Origin of the sequence: Ruminococcus flavefaciens 007c (assembly GCF_000571935.1) — a bacterium.
GTDB lineage: Bacteria > Bacillota > Clostridia > Oscillospirales > Ruminococcaceae > Ruminococcus > Ruminococcus flavefaciens_F.
The window spans coordinates 232292-251713 of record NZ_ATAX01000016.1 but is presented as its reverse complement, the minus strand read 5'-3'; the positions used below and the strand labels follow the sequence as shown (position 1 = coordinate 251713).

The 19422-nt window shown below is 44.7% G+C and carries 7 protein-coding genes; 5 read left to right on the top strand and 2 right to left on the bottom strand.

Annotated features, from left to right (window positions below):
- Positions 1-5 precede the first annotated feature (5 nt).
- Positions 6-5831 carry a hypothetical protein gene (locus RF007C_RS05420; protein WP_037297901.1) on the top strand — a complete coding sequence of 1942 codons (5826 nt, stop codon included), beginning with the start codon at positions 6-8 and terminating at the stop codon, positions 5829-5831.
- A gap of 128 nt (positions 5832-5959) precedes the next feature.
- Here RF007C_RS05420 and RF007C_RS17715 read toward each other — a convergent pair whose 3' ends face one another.
- Positions 5960-8332, bottom strand: coding sequence for a hypothetical protein (locus RF007C_RS17715; protein ID WP_037297899.1), 2373 nt, complete (start codon positions 8330-8332; stop codon positions 5960-5962).
- Between the two features lie 304 nt (positions 8333-8636).
- Between RF007C_RS17715 and RF007C_RS05410 the strand changes: the two genes are divergently transcribed.
- Positions 8637-11879 carry a family 43 glycosylhydrolase gene (locus RF007C_RS05410; protein ID WP_037297898.1) on the top strand — a complete coding sequence of 1081 codons (3243 nt, stop codon included), beginning with the start codon at positions 8637-8639 and terminating at the stop codon, positions 11877-11879.
- A gap of 61 nt (positions 11880-11940) precedes the next feature.
- Here RF007C_RS05410 and RF007C_RS05405 read toward each other — a convergent pair whose 3' ends face one another.
- Positions 11941-13338 (bottom strand): MATE family efflux transporter, encoded by a 1398-nt coding sequence (locus RF007C_RS05405; RefSeq protein ID WP_037297896.1) that lies wholly within the window; start codon positions 13336-13338, stop codon positions 11941-11943.
- Between the two features lie 148 nt (positions 13339-13486).
- On the opposite strand from RF007C_RS05405, the gene RF007C_RS05400 reads away from it, so the two are divergent.
- The 3 genes from RF007C_RS05400 (at position 13487) to RF007C_RS05390 (ending at position 19418) form a co-directional block, all read left to right on the top strand.
- Complete coding sequence (locus RF007C_RS05400) at positions 13487-14692, top strand: SLC13 family permease (RefSeq protein WP_051456527.1); 1206 nt, start codon at positions 13487-13489, stop codon at positions 14690-14692.
- A 223-nt stretch (positions 14693-14915) separates the two neighbouring features.
- On the top strand, positions 14916-16961 hold the full coding sequence (locus RF007C_RS05395; RefSeq protein ID WP_037297895.1) for a M13 family metallopeptidase: 2046 nt from the start codon (positions 14916-14918) through the stop codon (positions 16959-16961).
- 3 nt (positions 16962-16964) lie between these two features.
- Positions 16965-19418 carry an ABC transporter permease gene (locus RF007C_RS05390; RefSeq protein ID WP_037297893.1) on the top strand — a complete coding sequence of 818 codons (2454 nt, stop codon included), beginning with the start codon at positions 16965-16967 and terminating at the stop codon, positions 19416-19418.
- The last annotated feature ends 4 nt before the right edge of the window (positions 19419-19422 follow it).

The window sequence follows — 19422 nt, the reverse complement described above, 5'->3', positions numbered from 1 at the left end:
TCAGGATGGATAAGGGCATCTTTGATTTCAAAAAGAAAATAGCTTTTATAGCTGCGTTAACGGTGATCTCTCACTCGGCGCTTGCTTTGCCTGTTACAGAGGCTTCGGCAGCACCTAAAACGACTGCTTCAGATACGGAAAGCAGCTCGGGTTCGGGTGCGGATGAAGGTACAGCTTCCTCTGGCACTGCAGAAGGTGCAGCATCTTCTGACGCAGAAGAGGGTACAGCTTCCGGAGATGGAGAAGGAACAGCTCCTGATGACGAGACAGATGAAGGAGACTCTGCGCCTGATCCTGTTGTGGAAAAGGAATATACTATCACGTTAGCTAATCGACGAGTATCAGATGAAGGATTTAATGTAATTGTAAATACTTTAAGTAACGGTAAGGCTAAAGATATAAAACCAGAAAAAAATGATAAAATTGAAGGAATTGAAAAAGGTACATTTACATCCAGTGAGGTGGATTATGATAAAATTGCTGAACGTTATGGCAAGATCTATATAGTAGATAAGGATCAGTCTGATGATAGTAATATTGTATGCAACGTTTTTTGTAAAATGGATGGCTTAAAGAATATACTTGATAATGATCTGCCTTTTAAATTCACTAATGAAAGCCAAAATTATTTTTTATTACATGATGGTGAATACTATTACAGGAATAATACGAATTTAACACTGAATGTTAAGCAGGGATATATCGTAAATAATGATGCAACTATATCAAAGATCGATGTATATATTAATGATAATAAAACTATAAAATATTCTGATAAAAAACTTACAGTTAATAATTCAGATTATATTTTTGGAAGAAAAGCTATTAGTTTCGATCTTAAAGATGATATAAAAATAATTAAAGACAGACAAGAGGTATATTTCAGAGATTTCTACTTAGATACTATAGGTGCCTACAGCCTTTATTCAAAGAGTATTAAGGATTTCTATATTGAATGCGGTAATGAAACTTACAAATTCACTACTGAAGACGGTAAAGTGTCCTTGAGTTCGATTATTGAAAAGCTAAATTCTAATGGAAAAATATATGTCTCAAAGGGTAAGAAAGTCCAATCTTATTTTTATGAATATGGTGAAGAAACAGAAAGATTCAGAGAGAATGTCGATATTGAAATTGAAGATGGCGATAACAATAAAAGTAATATCATTGTGCCAAGTATACTCAAAGGCAAGTATTATTGTGCAGGATATTTTATAAACACTAAAGTTAATACAGTAAGTATTAATAACTTCGTAGATGAATGTATACAGCATGAGAAAATAAAGATCATCGGGTTGGATCCAGATCAGATAAAGAATATTCGTATCGTATATAAAACTCTTCCGTATGATGGCGGAAATGGACTGACACCGACTGCAAATGTTACCAAACACGCTGATAATGTTTATGCTGTTAATTCAAGTACTCCGAGTACGCAGTTTAAGTGCAACAAAAAGGAAACTGTGATAATTTATGATTATTTCAATAAGGACGGAGGATATGAACAAGGAGTTGCTAAACAGGATAACTTCTCACAAATGTTCACTAATAAAAGCTATAATTATTACAGAATAACAGACGTTATAATTAAAGGAACTGACGGCAATTATTCAAGTTGTCTTAAAGAACCAATCTATGTTTATTATGATAAAGACGCTCCGACGGTTTCAGAGACTAAGAGAGAGCATAGAAAATGGATAAACGGAAGCAATACTTATGAGCTTGAGATCAAGGAGGAAAACAAGCTTCCCGAAGACGCTCCTGCCGAGGCTAAGGAAGCTTATAATAAGATCATACCTGCTCTTAATAAGCCCGGAAATGTAAAAAGCATCATAATAGGCAATTATAAATTTGATCAGCCTTTAGACGGCTGGACCAGCGGCATGAGGTACGAAGGCGTTTCAGGTGATTATGTATCGGCTAAGAAAGATTTTTATGAGGCAGAGAAGGTATACCTTGAAGCTGTATCAGCGTACAATGACGCTTCTGCTGCTTACAAAAATGCAGTTGCTGATTTAACCGCTGCTAATTCAAAATATGAATTGGCTGATAAAAATGTTAAAAATGCTGTAAACGCCTTCGATGAGGCTACTGCTGTATATGAAGCTGCTAAGAGTGAGGGAAAAAGTGGGCTGGATACTCTTAAGACAAATAAGGATAAAGCTGAAAAAGCATTAAATGACGCTCGAACCGCATTAAAATCCGCTGATGCCGCATTAGAAACCGCTAAAAAAATAGAAAGCGATGCTAAATCGGCATTGACAGAAAAAACAACGAAAATGGAGGCTGCCAAAAAGGAGGCTGCTGTCAAGTATGAGGCTGTAAAGCAGGCATTAAAGGAATTGCCGTCTGATTATAGGGTCGCAGAAACAAATGAGATCGAGAATTTTTATAAATCAGATATTTCAACGACCGATTCCATAAATGCTAACATTGATTTAGCAAAAACTAAAATAAATGCATTAACAAGCGAAGCTGATTCTTTCAAAACATCCGGTGATTATAATTCTGTTCCTTCTTTGGAATATGATAATGGTAAGTTCAAAGTCATTTTATCAGCAGCTGAAGCCAATAAAAATAGCACCTTTATCGATAGAGTTAAACTGTCTGCTATTGATAGCGCCGGTAATCAATCGGATGTAATTACGTTGAAGGACTATAAGTACGACGGAACAGCACCTGTGATTGATGATGAGAAGTTCAGATGCGCTCCCGGAACGAATGAAAAAGATGTTTTGTACGCAAAAAACGGCAGTAATGTATCAGCTGTAGTAACCGATAAATATAGTGATGGCGATGCTTCCGGAGTTGAGAAAGTAAATATTGAATTTGTTGGCGGAAACAGCGGCGAAATGAAACTAAGCGATAATGAAGATGTGTACAAGTATAAAATCAGCGGTTTTGATCAGGATGAAAGCAGATCTTATGAACTTAAGTTCGTTGCAAGTGATAAGGCCGGAAACGTAACAGATGAAATCGCGGGACCAAAGATCATTGTCGATAATATCGTTCCTCTGAGCAGTATAACTTTAGCCGGAGCAAATGATGACGAGGAGAAGTGGTATAACGGCTTTGACAGCATAAAGATGGATCTTTTCGCTTCAGATAACAATGAAGGTAAGGAAGATTCCGGTATAAAAGAGCTTAATTTTGAGTATAATGACATAAATGAAAATGACAGACATAAGTATAAAACCCTGACCTTAAGTGATCTCGGCCTTAAAGAGGGCTTTGACGAGAATAATCTTAAGACCGGAGACCTTTATGTTGCATTCCGTCAGACAGATGACCAGGAGTATGAAGCTGTACTCAGAGGCGCTGCACTGGAAAAAGAAGTTGTTCTTTTCCAAAACAAGCTGGACAGCAAAAATAAGATCGATGTAACTTTCTATGTTGTGGATAAGGCAGGCAATTCTTCAGATAAGACACAGGCCAGTGCATGGGTTGATCTGTATGCCCCCAGGCTGAATGACATTTCAACAAGTGATGGTCAGAATATACAATACAATATCACTGAAAAAGTGCCGAAAGATGTATTTGGATATAATGCGTTCAGTAACAGTGGAACATTTGATATAGTCTTAAAATGTACAGCTGCATCGAAAATAAAGAACGTTGATATTGAGCTCTTTGATTCTTCGAATAATCCTGTTACAGACACATCGATCATATCCAAGGATATTGATGGAGAAAGAGTCAGAATTTCATTCCATAAGAACTTCAAGGGCTATATGAAGCTTGTTCTCAGGAACAGAGTCGATGTTGACGGCGAGATCATATATACGAATATGTTTATATATGAAAAGGATGCAACCCATAATCCTCCGAGAATAATCATTGTTGATCCAAAAGACGGCGACAAGAATGTTACGGACACAAACTTTGAGGACAAGGACGGAAATAAGCTCTATCAGGATGATGTAAAGGTCATTGTAATAGCTGAAGACAGCTTTTCGGGTGTTGAAAATGCTGCTGCAAGTATAATAAACCGCATATCAAATATTATACGTAATTCAGATGATAACTGGGAAGTTCTGGAAAGAGAATATAACATTGATAAGAGCGTTCAGACTACATTTACTGTAAGTGATAATGCCAACGGCTATGTAGTAAATGCAGATTTTACCGATAATGCAGGAAATCAAAGCGATCAGAGTTATTTCGGATTCGGTATTGATAAGGATGATCCCGAAATATCTGTAGATATCAATGATGGTATCTATAATACTGCAAAAACTGCAAATATCAGAGTAAAAGAACGCAATTTCGATAAGGATCTTGTACAGGTAAAGGTAAACGGCTCAAGACGTTCGCTGGAGTTCAATGAAAATGACGGCAATACTTCTTCCGATCCGAATTTACATCTCGATAAGATCGATTTTGACAGAGATGGAGTATATAGGATAGAGGCTGATTGTAAGGACAGAGCAGGCCGAAGTTCAAAAACGGTAAATAAAGAGATCACTATCGACCTTACAGATCCTGTAATTACTGCAAGTACCGATCAGGCTCTCCTGAATAATCATTATTACAGCGGCAAGACAACTCTGACCCTGAAGATCACAGAAAAGAACTTTGATGCTTCACTTATCAGCATAAGCGGTACATATAACGGAAGTACAGCAGGTTTCCCGAAGGCATCGGGCTGGACGAGAGTCGGCGACGATCATTTCAGCAGCATAACCTTTGCAAGGGACGGAGAGTATACTATCAGTGTTACAGGTAAGGATAAGGCAGGCAACGAGCTCAGACCTTATAACAGTACATTATGTATAGACTCTACTCCTCCGAAGCTTGTTATTGCAGACGTTGACAAGGCTAACAGCGGTACTGTAAGACCTACTATCCGTTTCACGGATACCAACCTCAACAAAGATACGATAAATATCACTCTTGAAGGTGCTAAGCGCGGAAAGGGACTTCCCGTAGACGGAAAGTTCAATAATACTTCCGATGGACTGGAATATCAGCTTAATGATTTCCCTGTAAAGCAGGAGTACGATGATATTTATACTCTCAGAGCAACTGCAAAGGATAACGCAAATAATGTTATAAGTGCTGAACAGCGCTTCTCTGTCAACAGATTCGGTTCCACTTTTGCTCAGGAGAACTCTACAAAGCTCATTGACGGAAAGTATATCTCCAAGGAGCAGGATGTAATATTTACCGAGGTAAATGCGGACAAGCATTCGGAGAAATGCACCGTCATCATTACCAAGGATTCGGATATGCACGAGCTCAAGGAGAATACCGATTATATCGTTGAGCATACAGGCGGAGGCGATACATGGTCACAGTACAAATATACTATCTTCGCTAAGAACTTCAAGGGCGATGCAAAGTATACTGTTTCCATTCATTCCGTTGACGCAGCAGGCAATATAAATATCAGTGATTCCGATAAGAAAAAGGCTGAGCTTACCTTCTTTGTAGATAAGACAAAGCCTCTCTGTGTTCCTATAAATATCAACGCAAACAGCACCTATAAGGGTGAGAGCTACACTGCACAGTTCAACGTATCAGATAATTTAAGCCTTAAAGACGTTGCGGTATATATTGACGGCGAAAAGGTTGATGTCAACAGAGACCCTGACAATGACGAATGTGTATTTGAGATACCTAATTCAAAGCGTTCGCAGAATGTCAGAATAGTTCTTACGGATATGGCTGATAACGAGATAGAGTATTCATATAAGAATATCCTTGTTACCACTAATGTTGTAAGACTTATGGTGCGCAAGACATGGTTCAAGTTTGCAGGAGGAGCTGCTATCCTTCTTGCCGGAACAGGTGCGTTCCTGATAAGGAGAAGAAAGAAGAGACTTCTGTAATATCAGAAACAGTGATATTTGATCCCTTATGTAAAAGTACCTCTTGTCATGCGAAACAAACCATAAAAAACGTACAATGATAAAAAAGACCTCCTATGGTATGATATAAACCATAGGAGGTTTTGTTTTTAGTCCCATTCGGCTTTTTTACCGACTGAAAGCGTTGAATAATAAGCCAGTATCTTTGAAGCATCCGAGCTGTCGATCTTACATTCGGGTTCGCTGCACATGGTGGCGGATTCTGTATCTATATCCGCTGCGAGGAAAGCAAGGCGTTCCATAAGTCCGTCGCAGCCTGTATTATCAGCGCTGGTAAAGCCCCATTCCTTTCCCACCGAGAGCTTTGCATAGCAGGCGAGAACGTTGCTGGCGTCAACGGAATTGACCTGTCCGTCCATATTTACGTCGCCCTTGAGTATCTCTGCGACCTGCGGAGCCGCCAGCAGTTCATCACCGAGGTATACGCTTACGCAGCATATAAAGGAGCTGCCCTTTCTGACGAATTCCAGTTCTGGCTCACCCGAGCTGCCGAAACTGAGCTTATCGGGCTCTATTGGCTTGCCGTTGCTTACAACTGCCGATACTATATCCTTTGGAGCAATACCCTTTCTGAGGATAATATCATGGGCAGCCGAATTGAGCTGTACAGGACAGACTGTAGTTTCCTGAGGAGCATCAGTAGTTGCAGATGTTGATGTAGTCGCGGCAGATGTTGTAGTGGTAGTAGTTGTAGTAGTAGTAGTAGTAGTTGTTGTTGTTGTTGTCGTTGTAGTTGTTGTGGTAGTAGTGGTTGAAGAGGTGGTGGTGATGACTATATCACGGACAATTTCATCTCCGAAGGGTATGACTACATATGTGTTCTTGTCAGAACAGCCATAGATAGGATTTATGCTGTTTTTCTGGTCGTAGAAATTGCTGTCTCCGAGAGTAGGTCCTGACTGCCACCATTTATCGGTATATCCGTTGCCTGTGTAGATACCGATATGGTGATTGTCCGACAGCTGACGCAGTCCGTTGAGACCTGTACCGCAGTAACCGTCAACGCACCATATTATATCTCCCTTGCGGAGAGCACCGCTGCTGAGCATTTCTGCCTTGGTTGAAAACTCATAGTATCGGATATTATAGCAGCTCAGGTAAGCCAGCCAGCCTCCGCCGCCGCCCCATGATCTGCGGGTGAACAGGGTGTTGAAGGTGTCATTGAAGGGCACGAGTGTTCCTGCATATTCGATGGAACAGCCTGTTTTGACGGATATACCCTGTGAAAGGGCGTGCCATACAAAAGCCATACAGTTCAGACCGCCGTCTGTCTCCGAGCCGCCCGTGTTAACGATTGTGGGCATACAGCCTTCCAGGTACTGCCATTTGTCCCCTCTCGGAGAGGCAGCGTAGAGCCATGTGGAATAGGGAGTATTTATGTAAAAGCTGTTGGCGGTATACTCGCTTATGAAGCTCTGCCACTGACTGAGGGATATGCTTGTCTGTCCGCCGCTTGCAGCCTTTATTCCGTCGTTAAAGTAAACTCCTTCGGGATTATTAAGTCCTTCTGTAACCGTTCTTGTACTTCTTTCACTGTATGTGACACCGCCTGAGACAGAAGTGGTAGTGACAGGCTGCTGCTGAATGGTTGTATTGGTTATGGTAGGCGTGGTCTGACCGCTGCTTACGCCGTCCCAGGGAAGAACTATGTAGGTATTGCTTACAGCGCAGCCATATATGGGATTTATACTGTTGAACTGCTGTGAAAAATCACCGTCCCCGGTGGTAGGCCCCGTCTGCCACCACAGGTCCGAGGAGCCGTCCCCCATGTATATGCCGAGGTGGTGGTTGTCCGCAGGTATGCTCAGACCGTTCATAAGCGTGCCTACCGCTCCGTCCACGCACCAGATTATATCACCCTTGGTGAGGACGCCGCTGGAGAGCATCTGGGACTTGGTAGTGAACTCATAATACTTTACGTTGTACTGCTTTATGAAGTCGTACCAGCGGTTATTGCCGCCGGACCAGCAGCGCCTTGAGAAGCCTGCATTGTTGAAGCCGTTCAGCATGGGCACCCATTGACCTGTCACTGACATATCCAGTCCAGAAGCCTCGGAGAGGCTCTTTGCAGCGGCGTGCCATACAAAGCCCGTGCTGTTCATGCCTCCCAGCTCAGAGGTGCCACCGCCCTGTATAAGACTGTTGCCGTAACCGTCGGCGATCTGCCATTTATCGCCCCGTGGAGAAGCAGAGTAAAGCCAGTAGTCAAAGGGCGTCCCCAGATAATAGTCGGTACGGGTATACTTATCAAGGAATTTTATCCACTGAGAGCGGGGCTCATGGTAAATGTTGCCGCCTGCGATATTGAAGGCTTCGCTGAGAAAAGCTCCGTTCGGATTATTAAGAACTGCCGCTGCATCGGCTGTCTTTGAGGACAAAGCGAATGAAGTGCAGAAAACGATCATGGTAAAAGAGATAAGCAGAGACACAGCTCTGCGCATAATGTTATAGGAATGAGCCATAAAAAAGCTCCTTTCACAAATTGTTCATAATTTATTATAGCATATTTATATGGGAATGTCAATATAAGCGATATTATAGAAATATTTTGCAGTATTTTGTGAAAATGGACGGCTTGTTATACGTTTTATCCACCAAATCTGCATTATGTCGGTTGAAGGACTTTGGTTAAAGTAGTAAAATATAAGTTGATAAGGAAGCTGAATTCGTTCAAATCTTACATATCGTGCATAATTGATCACGGATGACGGCTTCTGTTGTGACAAAAAGAAAATCAGGGGAAAATAATAAAAGGAGGAATTACTTATGAGGCATTTCCATGCAGGAAAAGCGGCACTTTCCGTGCTGCTGGCAGCAGCCGTTGCTTTTCCGGCGGCATCTTCCGCAGTGCGGGATGACAGTACAGCCGCAGCACAGACGACCACCGTATCAAATCCTGTAATATGGGCTGATGTTCCCGACGATGACGTAATAAGAGTGGGGGATACATATTACATGGTGAGCACCACCATGTTTTTCAGTCCGGGCGCTCCCATCATGAAGTCAAAGGATCTGGTGAACTGGGAGATATGCAGCTATGTATACGACAGACTGGCCGAGGGAGACGTACAGAACCTGAAAAACGGCAAGCATGATTACTCTCACGGACAGTGGGCTGCAAGTCTGCGCTACAACGAAAAGAAAGGAAAATACTACGTATTTTTCGGAAGCTACGGAACAAACAAGTCCTATATCTTCTCCACGGATGATATTGAAAACGGCGAGTGGTCGCGTGTTGAGCTCAACGGTATGTACCATGACGCTTCACTGCTCTTTGACGACGACGGAAGGAATTATCTTGTTTACGGCGGAGGCGAGATCAAGATCAAGGAGCTCAATTCCGATCTGACAGGCTTCAAGCAGGGCGGCGCTGACAAGACTCTTTTCAAGACCAATATCTCGGGATACGTAGCGGGTGAAGGCTCGCATATCCAGAAGATAGGCGACTATTACTATATATTCATCATCGCATGGCCAAGCAATACAGGCCGTGTGGAGATATGCTACAGAAGCAGGGAGCTCCTCGGTAACTATGAGAGCAAATACGTGTTTGATTCGGGGCTTGGATCCTATGGAAGCGGAGTTGCCCAGGGCGGTATAGTTGATACTCCCGACGGAAAGTGGTATGCTATGCTCTTCCAGGATCATGGCGCGGTAGGACGTATCCCCGTGCTTGTTCCCGTTACATGGCAGAATAACTGGCCTATGATGGGTGTTAACGGCAAGGCTCCTGTCAAGCTGGAGCTCCCCGTCGAAGACAGAGGCACAGATCTTGCAGGTGATGACTATTTTGACTACTCCTCCAACGATCTTGCACTTGAATGGCAGTGGAACCACAATCCGGACAACAGCGCATGGTCGGTGACCGAGCGTGAAGGCTGGCTCCGTCTGAAGAACAAGTCCACAGCCTCACATCTTCTGGATTCCCGCAATACTCTGACCATGCGAACGGAAGGTCCTGCGTGCAGCAGCTTCATCAAGCTTGATTCATCGAATATGAAGCCAGGCGACTATGCAGGTCTTTCGGCATTCCAGCTGAAGTACGGCTGTATCGGTGTCCGTGTGGATGACAGCGGAACCAGGAAGGTGTATATGTCCGTCAACGGCGGCGACGATATAGGAAACAGCTCCAACAAGATAGTTGCAGAGCAGAATATGAGCGGCGACGAGATATATCTCAAGGTAGATTTCAAATTTGCCAATGTAAGCTCTGACGGAAGCTCTTCAAATAACATCGACAAGGCGAACTTCTACTATTCTTATGACGGTCAGAGCTGGACAAAGCTTGGACAGGAGCTCTCCATGTCCTACGACCTCAAGCTCTTTACAGGCTACCGCAGCGGCATATACAGCTATGCTACAAAGACTACAGGCGGCTATGCGGATATCGACTTTTTCGAGTATGAACGCCAGAGCTGGAACGGCTGTGACGGAAGCAAGGTACTCAGCGGCCAGGCTGCGGTCATTGAGCCTGACGAAAACGGATACTACTTCCATAACACATTTGAAAACGGCTCCGAATCATGGCTGGGAAGAGGCTCTGCAATTGTTGAGACAAATAATAACGAGCATTATGCAGGCTCTGCTTCACTTGCCTGCACAGGCAGAGAAGCCAACTGGAACGGTGCTTCACGTACACTTCCTGCAAAGGTATTCAAGGCAGGAGAGGAGTACAGCTTCAGCACCGTGGTAAAATACGACGAGGGACCTGATTCGCAGACCTTCTATCTCACTCTTCAGTATGAAGACGGGTCTGACTCTGCAAAGTACGATAAGATAGCCATTGTCGAGAACGTTCCCAAGGGCGAGTGGATACAGCTCAGCAATACCAATTACAGGATACCTGAAAATGCCACAAATATGCAGTTCTACGTTGAAACAGCCGAGGACAAATACGGCTTCTATATTGATGAGGCTATCGGAGCTGTTGCGGGAACAGTAATAGACGGACCTAAGGCGGCTCAGCTGATACCGGGCGACGTCAACGGCGATGAGGTAGTTGACAGCTTTGATATGATAGCCGCAAGGAAGGCACTTATCAGCGAAAAATTTGCAGATTCCAGAGCTGAAAAGGCATATGATGTCAACAGGGACAAGGTATGCGGTGTAGCCGACCTGCTGCTCATACAGCAGTATGTTCTGGGCAAGATAACCGAGTTCCCGAAGGCTGAGATCAAGGAGGATGAAAAGCCTGCTCAGTACTCCATGGCGGACTATACCAGGCTCGTTGAGGCAAAGGTCGTCAATACAGAGCCGGATTCCTCACATCAGGAGAAGTCGGGAGTGAAGTACGGCACAATAAAGAGCGGTACATATTATTCCACCACCTGCAAGCGCAACAAGCCCTATAATATACTTCTTCCCGCCAATTATGACGAGAACAGAAAGTATCCCGTGCTCTACGCCATGCACGGCTACTGGGAGAACCAGGACAGAATGATAATCAAGGGCAACGGTACTATGTATACCCGCCAGATAATCGGTAACGCGATCGCAGAGGGCGAGGCAGAGGATATGATAGTTGTGTTCCCTTACATCTATTCAAGTGCCACACAGGAGAGTTGCTCGGGAATGGACGATGCCAACAATGCGGCATACGATAACTTCATCAACGACCTCACAAAGGATCTCATGCCCTATATCGAAAAGAACTACAGTGTAAAGAAAGGCAGGGACAATACTGCCATAACGGGCTTTTCCATGGGCGGACGAGAGTCTCTCCTGATAGGTATGCAGTGTCCCGATCTCTTCGGATATGTGGGAGCTATATGTCCTGCCCCGGGAGTTACGGGCAGCTTCAACTGGAAGAGCGGAGAGGAGCCTCACCTCCTTTTCATCACCGCAGGAAGCAATGACCAGACTGTATACGATATCCCCAGCGGATATAATGACAGCTTCACCAAGAATGGAGTTCCTCATATCTGGCACTACGTACAGGGCGGTTATCACGGTGATAATTCCATACACGCCCATTTCTACAATTTTGTACGTGCATTATTCAAGGCATAATGAGTAATTTCTCCTCTGAAAAGGAAAAGCCGCAGCTTCATTTACGAAGCTGCGGCTTTTCTTACTTATCGTCAACTATATTGTTTATCCAGATATTGCTGCGGACCATGAAATAGCCTATAGCCACCTTTATGATCTCGGAGAAGGTGACTGCTGCGAATACTATCCGTATGTCGAGGTCGGTGCAATAGGCGAGCACAGCTGCAAGGGGTATCATTATCAGCCATGTGAAGCCAAAGTCGAAAAGGAAGGTTATACCTGTTTTTCCGCCGCTTCTTAAAGTAAAATAGCAGGCGTTGGTATAGCTCCACATCGGAGTGGCCAGTGACTGGATGACTATCATGTATGCAGCAAGCGAGCGCACCGAAGGCTCGGTGTTGTACAGCTTCGGGAACAGCGGTGCGAGGGGGAGTATCAGTATACCTACCGCAGCAGCGGAAACGACTGCGAAGAAAAGCAGCTTGTTATCCGTATCGCGTGCTTCCTTCAGCTTGTTGGCGCCCAGTCTTGCGCCGACGATTATAGCTATGCAGGCTCCCATCTGAACGTATACAGAGTTAAAAAGGTTTGTCATTGTACTTGAGATATTTCTTGCAGCTACAACATCGGTGCTTCTTACGGAATAGCACTGCATAACTACCGACATTCCCAGTGACCAGAGAAATTCGTTCACAAGCATGGGAATGCCTTTTTTAGTCATATCAGCAATAAGCCTTCGTGGTATGTGGAAATCACGGAAAAGACCGATGATATACTTGTTTTTATCCTTATTGGTATGAGTCCATACAATTACCACAAGAGCCTCGGCGGTCTTTGCGATGACGGTTGCCCAGGCAGCTCCTTTCACACCCATGGCGGGGAAGCCCAGCTTGCCGAAGATAAGGCACCAGTCAAGCAGTATATTCAGTCCCACAGCCGACATGGCAGCTGCCATGGGAGCTTTTGTGTTGCCGCATTCGCGGGTGACGCTGGAATAGGCCTGACCGATACCGAAGGGGATAAAACCTATGATTATTATTTTTAGGTATTCCATACCGCTTGAAAGTATATGCTCAGCCTGTTCAACGTTGCTTTCCTTGCTGATGAAAAGGGAGATCAGCGGAGAACCGAAGGCTCTGCATACAAAAGCGGCGAGTATGATAATGGCAGCGCATACCAGCAGACGAAAGCGGAAGGTATGCTTCTGACCTGTATGATCGCCCTTTCCGAAGAACTGCGCTCCGAAAATGCTCGGACCGGCCACTGCGCCGAAAACCGTCACATTGAATACGAAAACAAACTGGTTGATTATGGAAACGCCGCTCATGGGTTCTGTGCCGAGTCTGCCCACCATTATATTATCTATAAGGCTGACAAGGTTAGTGACCATCATCTGCAATATCATCGGAATTGTCATGCTGAGCACCATTTTATAGAAAGCCCTGTTCCCTATGAATTTTTTCCTGAATCCTGACAACATATATATCCTCCTGCCTAATAGGAAACATTATATCACAGCTGCGGCAAAAAATCAAGTAAAAATAAATATAATGATGTGTAAAAAACTGATTGACTCGGACGTTAAAAAGTGGTATAATCTTTTTCAGTTGATCTGAAAGGAAGATAATATGAATAAGGAAACAAGGCTCCGCACACCTTTGACCGCCACAGGCGGAGTACAGAGGGCGTCAGTAAACGTCTGCACGAAAAAGGGAGCTGATCTGAAGCGTATAACAGGTTTTATCAAGGCACAGCCCGTACTGGTCATATCATTTGTACTGGCTCTGGTGACTATGATAGCGGTACCGCCCGATAAGGCGTACATGGGCTATTGCAACAGAACGGTGCTCATAGAGCTTTTCGCGCTTATGACGGCAGTAGCGGGATTCCGCACCATAGGGATATTCGACAAGGTTACGGGACAGCTTCTCAGGCGCACGGGAACAGTTCGCAGGCTTGGCGCGGTGCTTACGCTGATATGCTTTTTCAGTGCGATGCTGATCACCAACGATGTGGCGCTCATAACCTTTGTACCGCTGACACTGCTGATATACAGCGGTATAAAGGACGAAAAGAGCCTGATACTGACTATAGTGCTGGAGACGGCTGCTGCAAATCTCGGAAGCATGATGACTCCCGTAGGAAATCCGCAGAATCTGTTCCTTTACGATAAATACGGACTTACAGCCATGACGTTCCTGCGGACCATGCTGCCTGTGGGAGCTGTGGGACTTGCTGCGGTAATGCTGCTCACATTTTTATTGCCAAAGGACAAATGCGAGACCTCCGATGACAGCGGGGCAAAGGTGCCTGTGATAAAGGCAGCGGTGTATGCAGGACTGTTTCTGCTTTGCATAGCTGCGGTCTTCAGGCTTGTACCCGACTGGGTATGTCTTATAGCAGCACTGGCAGCCGCACTTGCCTGCGATAAAAAACTGCTGGCAAAGGTGGATTACTCACTGCTCGCCACATTTATATGCTTCTTTGTGTTTGTGGGAAATATAGCCCGCGTGGAAGCGGTCAGCGGCTTTTTCTCACGTATACTTGACGGACGGGAGCTGATAGTATCGGCTCTGCTCTCACAGTTCATAAGCAATGTACCTGCTGCGGTGATGCTTGCCGAGTTTACCGGCAAGGGCACTGAGCTCCTGCTTGGAGTAGATATAGGAGGCTTCGGAACTATCATAGCATCTCTTGCCAGCCTTATCTCGTTCCAGATCTACCGCAGGGAGGAGCGTGCAAAGGCAGGAAGGTATTTTGCGGTATTTACTGTCATAAATTTTGCATTGCTGATACTGCTGCTTGCGGTACAGTACATCATAACGATCATATAAAACATCTCAGGGAAGCTTTCGGGCTTCCTTTTTACTTTTTAAGAACAGGAAAAATATTTTGATAAAGGCTTGACAAATAAGTGAATAATGTATATAATGTATATATACACACGTGCAGGATGAAGCTGTGAAATAATTGACAACCCCTGTCCGAAGATGTATAATTAATATTGCGCTATATTTTAGCCACATTATATAACGTAATAATTATTGGAGGATTGAAATGAAGAAACACATGAAACTGTTTTCGTTTCTTCTTGCGCTGACAGTAACTGCGAGCTCGGCAGGATGTTCATTGTCAGGCAAGAAGAACAGCAGCACAAGCAGCAGCGTTCTTTCAGAAGATGACGAGGGCAACGAAGGTTCTGCCGACGGGGCGAAGGCAGATGAAAAAAAGACTGACGGGGATATAAGACCTCAGGATGACTTCTACGGATATGTCAATTATGCCACTCTGAAGGATGCCGAGATACCTTACGGTCAGTACGGCACATCAGTGTTTATGGATGAATCTGATGAAAGTCCATCCGAGAAGATCGTAAAGGAGATCGGAAAGTCAGACAAAAAGTATGCTCCGGGTACCAACGAACAGCTTATTCATGATATCTATGCCCAGGCTATAAGCTATAAGGACGACGGAACAGCTGAAAAGGAGATCATGGCAAACTGTGACAGGATACTCAATGCCGGGAACATCAGCGAGCTCATGTCTGTTTACGGCGATCTTACACTGAATTACGGATCTCCGTCCATTTTCCAGTTTGAAGTTATGCACGATTATAAGGACAGCAGCAGATATGCTATGTACCTTTATCCCATGCAGAGCTTCCTCGGAACCAGTCTTGAGTCCATTCACGATGAGATATCGAAATGTGAGGCTCCGAACAATATCGCAAGGGATATGTTCAGGATACAGGGCGACGACTATGATACTGCCGATGAGAAGGGCAGACAGATGGTATACATCGGCATGGACATTGCAAACAATACTGATTTTGAAGGCGCGAACGATATGGGTCATCTTCTTGCTCTGGAAAAGACGAGCTTTGAGGAGTTCGACAGCATCTTCTCAAATCTTGATGTGTCTCTTATCGATGTATTCTGTGCTGACGCAAAGAGCAGGGCAGACGGTCTGTATGTGATAGACCGCGGACAGTGCGAGAAGATCAACGAGCTCTTTACAGACGAGAATCTTGATAAATGGAAGGCCTATATCTATTCCACATACATTTCTTCGATGGGTTATTTTATACCTGACAGCAGCGAGATCCTTTCGGATTACTTCCCGAAGAGCAAGGAAGCCGAGGATGATCAGGCAGCCTCAGTGGTACTGAATTACCTTTCAAAGCAGGTAAGCGAGATATATACCGAGCGTTATTATACTCCCGAGCTTGACAAGGGAATACATGATATGTTCGATGAGATAATAGGCAGCTACCGCGAGCTCATTGCCAATGCCGACTGGTTATCTGCGGATACAAGAAAGGCACTCAGGAAAAAGCTTGATGGAATCAAGCTCATAACAGCTCCCGAGCCTCATAAGGTCAATGCCAAGGACGCAAAGCTTGTGGGCAGCAGCCTTTACGAGAGCGATAAGGCTCTGACCAGAAAAGTCATGGACGATAAGCTGGAGCTGCTTTCATCGCCCATGGACAGAATGAAGGCAATGATGCTTTCTACGGATGTAAACGCACAGTATCTCCCGTGCAATACCATAAATGTCACCGTAGCCATCATGCAGCCGCCCATGTTTGATCCCAAGGGCGACCATGCCGCAAATCTCGGCGGACTTGGTACAGTTATGGGACATGAGATAGGTCATGCCTTCGACTCCAACTGCATCAATTTCTCACCCGAAGGAAAATACGATCCTTCATGGCTGGGAGAGGAAGACAAGAAGATACTTGACGAGCGTGCAGACGTTCTTACCGATTATTACAGCAAATATACCATCATGGAGGTATTCCATGTTGACGGAAAGCTTACCAATGGAGAGAATTATGCCGATCTCAGCGGCGTTGAATGTGTCACAAATATACTTGACGATAAGGAAGAGCTGAAGAAGCTCTTTGAGAGCTATGCAAAGACATGGTGTTCTCTTTCAGTGGATTCCAGCGGTATCGAAAGACTCAAGACTGATGAACACAGTCCCGAGAAGATACGTGTAAATGCTGTCCTTGCCTCGAATAAGAAGTTCAATGAAGTATACGATATAAAGGAGGGCGACGGAATGTACGTTGCTCCCGAGGAAAGGGTAAGCAGGTGGTAAGCGATGAGACTGATATTCAAACATTTATTCAAGAACATCTGGGCTCATAAGTTCAGAACACTGCTGCTCATTCTCTGTATAATGATATGCAGCTTTACAGCAATGCTGTGCTTTGATATGAGCGGTTCACTGAGGAATATGCTGAGAGGCACACTTTCGTCGATGATGGGAAACACCGATCTCAATATAATCACAAAGAGCCCTGTTGGCGATGATTTTGCAGACGGAGCTCCCGAATGTACTTATGTGAAGTCGTCATCGAAATACACCTCATTTGACAGGCATATAGACTCGGATTATGCCTATGTCAACCGTAAGAGCCTTGAGGTGTACAGTATCGACATTCCCGCGGCAAAGAAGATGAACCTTGTCCGCAAGGAGCTGGAGCTCGGCGGCAAGAAGGCTGCTATCCCCGAGAACTTTGCAGATGAATACGGTTATAAGGTAGGCGATACTATAACCCTTCACGGTGATAATGACGTAGCTGTTGATTTCACGGTAGCAAGCATTGAAAAGAAGCAGGGAGTCTTCACTGACGAAAGCATCATCGTTATCGACCTCGAAGACGTCAAGGAGCTTTCCAAGGGCGGAAATATAGAGATCACCTCAATACTGGTAGACGTAGCGGATGACAAGGAGATCTCAAAGGCAGAGCAGTTCTTCAAGGACAAATACCCCACAGCCAATATAATAAACTATCTTGAAAGTGAGGACGTACAGCAGGCACTCGACCTGTTGACAAGGCTGTTCTTCGTTCTTTTTGCTCTTTGTATGCTTCTGGTAATATTCGTTACCATTTCTGTATCAGAGCGTATGATAGTTGACAAGATGTCGGTAGTCGGCACCTTCAGAAGTCTCGGTATCTCCTCACGGAAGACCACCACAGCACTTCTCTTTGAGAACGGATTTTTCGGACTGATAGGAGGAATCCTCGGAATACTGCTTTATCTGCTGGTAAAGAAGCCCTTCTTCAATTCGATGTTCATAGGCGTTGAGGACGCTATAAAGCCGGAGGTGCCCGCCCCCAAAGCATATCTGATCTTCATCGTGATCGCCGGAGCAGTACTGATCGAATGCCTCTGTCCTATCAAGGAGACTATAAAGGCGATCAAGACGCCGATCAGAGACATTATCTTCAATACAAAGGAAACGGAATACCGTTCCAGCAGGATCGCAACTATCGTGGGAGTTCTCCTCCTTGCAGCAGCTGCGGTAACATTCTTCTTCAATGAAAGCTTTATACTGACAATGATATGCTTTGTCTGCATCATTGCAGGCGTAGCCTTACTGTTCAACCATGTTGAGCGTTTTATCGCAAAGCTTCTTGCAAAGCTGTTTGAAAAGCTCAATTTCCCCATAGCACACCTTGGCGCAGTTGAGGCAGGCGCGAAGAAGAGTACCGTAGGAAGTTCGGTGCTCTGTGTAACAGCAGCAGCTCTCGCCATAGTAATATATATTTTCTCACATTCACTTTCGGCTATCAACGGACGCCAGATATTCAACTGCGATGTTATCAATATCATAGGCGGAACAAAATCCGATATGCTTTCTTACGTAGACCAGCTCGAAGGCGTTGAAAAGACCGAGTTCCTCTATTTCACACAGGACAAGGTCACATTCAACGACGATAAGTACGATTCGATAGTTTACGGCTGGCCTGACGGCGGAAAAGAGCTCATAGAGATGTTTGACGGGAATTTCGTAAATATCGGAGCCGACGAGGTATGCCTTGACAGACTGCTTCTCAGGAAGTACAAGCTGAAGGAAGGCGACACCGTTGATCTTACATTCATGACCGAAGGCTATCTCCCTGTGAAAAAGACCATGAAGATAACAGGTACAGTAACCACCGATTATTGCTGTGCTGCAGGCAATGCAGTAGTTATCAACGAAGATGTGTACAAGGAGATGTACAAGGATCACCCCATGTATATGTTCATAAAGGGCGATGATCCCAAGGGAATCAAGAAGACGATACAGGATCACTCGGCAGACCTTATCGCCCAGGTATTGACAACAAAGGAAATGAATATGCAGAGAGCCATAGCAAATGCTACTCTGACAGCTATCCTGAATATGCTCATACTCATCGGTGTGGGACTTACCTTTATCGGCGTAGTAAGCAACCAGCTCATCGGACTCGAAGGAAGAAAGCGTGAGTGCGCTGTAATGACATCAGTAGCAATGCCAAGGAGCAAGCTGTCCAAGATGTTCCTTATAGAGAATATGATCTCGGCAGGTACCGCGCTGCTGTTTGCGGTGCCGATAGGTATAGCGATGTCATACGTATTCATGCGCCTTATGGATCTTCTCCAGCAGGTAATGCCCATAGAGGTACCATGGATAAGGTGTATAATTTACGGAATATTCCTCTGGGGCATATTCGTACTTGTATCGCTCTTCCCGATAAGAGCTCTGAAGAAGATGGACGTAGTTTCACAGCTGAAATACGAATAAAGGA